This window comes from Micromonospora craterilacus (genome assembly GCF_003236315.1).
Taxonomy (GTDB): domain Bacteria; phylum Actinomycetota; class Actinomycetes; order Mycobacteriales; family Micromonosporaceae; genus Micromonospora; species Micromonospora craterilacus.
The window spans coordinates 1-1,564 of record NZ_POTY01000464.1 but is presented as its reverse complement, the minus strand read 5'-3'; the positions used below and the strand labels follow the sequence as shown (position 1 = coordinate 1,564).

General features: G+C 77.7%; 1 protein-coding gene. It reads right to left on the bottom strand.

Annotation, left to right across the window (positions count from 1 at the left end):
• The coding region (locus C1I95_RS33820) for a DNA polymerase Y family protein (RefSeq protein ID WP_233514067.1) at positions 1-1,372 on the bottom strand (1,372 nt) is incomplete at its 3' end.
• Positions 1,373-1,564: the final 192 nt, after the last annotated feature.

The window sequence follows — 1,564 nt, the reverse complement described above, 5'->3', positions numbered from 1 at the left end:
GGCCCGGCCTCCCCTCGGACGCGACTCCGGCCCGGCCCGGCCTCCCCTCGGACACGGCTCCGGCCCCGGACCTGGTCGCCTGCCCGGTACCGGTCGGCCATCGCGTGTCGGGGCGCTCGACGGATTCACCCGGCAGCGGCGCGGCGCCGGGACGGGCGGGCAGGCGTTCGTCGCCCCAGGGGACCAGACTGACCTGGTCGGCCGGGGAACGCCCGCCGCCGAGCACAGCGGTGACCACCGCCTCGGGGCCGAGCAGGCCCTGCACCCGGCTCAGCGCACGATGCGCCCGCTCGCGTTCCGCACCGGTCTCCCCCCACAGCCCGGGTTGCAGGCTGGCCTGGGCAAGCACCCCGTCCGGCACGAGCCGCAGCCGGATGATCCCGGCGGTGGGGCGAGCCGGCCCGCCGCCCCGGCGGCCGGCCCCGGAGAGCCAGCCGTCCAGTTGCCAGCGGACCCGGTCGGCGATCGCCGCCGGGGTCAGCAGGCCGTCGTGCCGCCAGACCCGGTGCAGCTCCTGGCCGTGCGCGGTGACCGCCTCGATGCCGAGCCGGGTACAGGCCAGCCCGTACCCGGCGAGCCGTTCGTGCAGCCGCTCGGCCAGCGTCCGGGCGGCGAACGCCGCGACATCGACGCGGTCGATCGGCTCGTCGAGGTCGGCGGTGACCGTCAGGTCGGCAGGCGGGCTCCGGACCGCGAGCGGCCGGTCGTCCCGGCCGGCGGCCAGCCGGTGGGCCAGCGCCCCGTCGAACCCGAACCGGGCCAGCACGTCGCCGGCGGGCAACGCGGCGAAGTCGCCGAGCGTACGCACCCCGAGCCGGCGCAACAGGTCGGCCAGGGCGGGCCGGCCGAGCGCCTCGACCGGCTGGGCGGCCAGGAACTGCGGCGTACCGCCGGGCGACACGATCCGCCCCTCCCGGGCGGCCAGCCCGGCGGCGAAGACCCCGCCGGCGATGCCGACCTGGCTCTCCACCGCGCAACTCTGCGCGACGTGCTCGACGATCCGCTCGGCGGCCGCCTCCTCGCCGCCGAGATACCGGCTCGGCCCCCGGGCAGCCAACGCGCAGGCCCCGGGACGGATCACCTCGACCCCGACCGCCACCTCCTCGACCGCGGCCACCACCGGCTCGAAGGCCCGGGCGTCCCGGCCGGGGTCGTGGTCGACGACGGTGAGCTGCGGGCAGCGCCCCTGCGCCTCCCGCCGGCGCAACCCCCGGCGCACCCCCTCGGCCCGGGCCCGCTCGGAGCAGGCGATCACCCGGTTGGCGTGCAGCACCGCGACCGGGCCGGTGGCGGACACCCCGTCCACGATCTCGGCGGCGAGGACCGGCCAGTCCGGACACCAGAGCAGCAGAGTCCGAGCCGGTTCGCTCATGCCGGCACTCCGCTGCGCTCCGTGCCGCCACGAGGCACCACCGCACTGCGCCTGACGATTCGCTCGCTCTGCTCGCTCATGCCGGCGCCACCATGCGCAGTCGCCCGGCACCCGGGAGACCGACGCCGGGGGGTGCGGGAATGACCCGGGTCAGCTCGTCACCGGGCAGCCAGACCTTGACCTCCTTGGGGC